At 63.6% G+C, this 1,951-nt stretch carries 1 protein-coding gene and 2 pseudogenes; all 3 read right to left on the reverse strand.

Annotated features, from left to right (window positions below; genetic code table 11):
• Positions 1 to 260: pseudogene (locus QZY07_RS05575) on the reverse strand (hypothetical protein); the annotation flags it as partial.
• A gap of 365 nt (positions 261 to 625) precedes the next feature.
• Positions 626 to 1,609 (reverse strand): annotated as a pseudogene (moaA, locus tag QZY07_RS05580) (GTP 3',8-cyclase MoaA).
• Positions 1,610 to 1,749: 140 nt separating this feature from the next.
• Positions 1,750 to 1,951: hypothetical protein (locus tag QZY07_RS05585; protein WP_295400408.1), on the reverse strand; the 202-nt coding region annotated here is incomplete at its 5' end.

A 1,951-nucleotide genomic window follows, 5' to 3' on the forward strand; every position in this document is an offset into this window, starting at 1 on the left:
CCGTCGCCATTCAGATCGAAATCCGCGAAGGTCGGCGCGTTGGCCGCCCCGCGCATCGGCGCGCCGGTAGCGCCGCGCGCCGCCATCCGCTCGGCATGGACCGTATTGAATTCCTGTTCGGTGACCATCCCGTTGCCGTCCCGGTCGAAGGCGGCAAACGGCATCGGGCCGCGCGGGGGCGCGTTCGTGGGTTGCGCAAGCGCGGGCAGGGCGCCGCAGGCGGCGGCAATCGCGAAGCTCAGGGCGATCGTTCTCGTCATGTTGTTCATCGTGGCTCTCCGTCGATCGGTCGAAAGGCAGTTGGCGCCACATCCAGTGCGCCGGAAACGCGGCTGGCAGAGGCGCTCTACGCACCCTGCCGCTACCTTGATTGTCATTCAAAATATTTCAATTTATTAATAACCCAAGTTGCCACCTTTATGGATCGACGTCCATCGGAGTTTGCTAGCGTTGTGAGTTCCTACTGCACAACGACCGGCGAGGAACCCCGATGGACACACAAATTATATTCGTGTACTGCCTTTGCGATGATCTGTTGAAAGCACTCGGCCATCGGAAAGTAGGGTCTTGCAACACCGTGACGAGGGGCCAGCGGACGCCACCTCGCCGATGCACGTCCCGGCGATTAACCGCCGGTCGCGGACATGAAACGATCGATCTGCCCCGGTCGGTCGTTGAAGTCATGGCGTTCCGGTTTGAGGGCCACGGCTCGGCGCAGGTGGGCGATGAGGTCCATATCGCTGATGCCGGCGCGCAGCAGCGGGCGCAGCGGAGCGCGGTGTTCCTGACCGAGACAGAGCAGCAGGGTGCCATCGACGGTGAGTCGCACGCGATTGCAGGTCGCGCAGAAGTGCTGCGAGAGGGGGGTGATGAAGCCGAGGCGAGTGTCGCTCCCACCGAGGCGATAGTAGCGCGCGGGGCCGCCGCCAGGCAGAAGGTCAGGGATCAACTCGAAGCGTTGTTCCAGTCGGCGCTTGACGCTTTGCAGGTCGAGCGCTTGGCCGGCTGCGGCTTGACCGGTTGCGCCCATCGGCATGGCCTCGATCAGCCGCAGGGTGAAGCCGCGTTCGGCACAGTAGGCGAGGATGGTGTCGATCTCGTCGTCGTTCATCCCGCGCATGACCAGGGTGTTGACCCGAATCGGCGCGAAGCCGGCCGCTTGGGCGGCCTGGATACCGCGCAAAACCTGATCCAGGTTGCCCCCGGTGATCTGCTGGAAGACCTCGGGCGCAGACTGTCCGGGCTGAGGTTGATGCGTCGCACACCCGCCTGATAGAGCGGCTGCGCCATTGCCTCCATGCGGGTGCAGTTGCTGGAGAGCGAGAGGTCATCGATGCCGGGCAATGCGGCCAGTTGGGCGGCCAGCGCCGAGAGGTCGCGACGCACCAGCGGTTCGCCGCCGGTCAGGCGCACATGGCGCACGCCCAGCGCGGTGAAGGCCCGCACCACCTGGGTGATCTCATCAAACGTCAGCCAGTGTTCGGGTTCCTCGAAACCCTTGAAGCCTTGCGGCAGGCAAGGCGCAGCGCAGATCGCAGCGGTCAGTGACGGACAGACGCAGATAATCGATGCGTCGACCAAAAGGGTCAATTAATGCCTGTTCGTTCATCCCGTGGCCTGGATTCCGCGCGCGTTGAATGGGTCGATCTCGCGAGCGCCGGTGCGTCCGCGTCCTTTCCTGTTCTGATGCCACCCGTCAGGCACGCCGAAGCGAAGCCACCTCGACGCACCGACGGTGCTCATTTTACCTCAGGCGCTCAGGAAACGCCGCCGCTTGAAGGAAACGGTACGCTTGTAGTCTTTCATCGTCCCGACCTTGCGGATGTCCGCCCAGGTGCCCTTGTAGTAGGGGATCAGGTTGCGGTCGGTCCAGTCGGTGACGACGTCGCCGACCACCCCGTTGTCATACCCGAACATCATGAAGGTCTGGCCTTTGGCGATGTCCGGCTCC

Source organism: uncultured Thiocystis sp., assembly GCF_903866365.1.
Lineage (GTDB): Bacteria > Pseudomonadota > Gammaproteobacteria > Chromatiales > Chromatiaceae > Chromatium.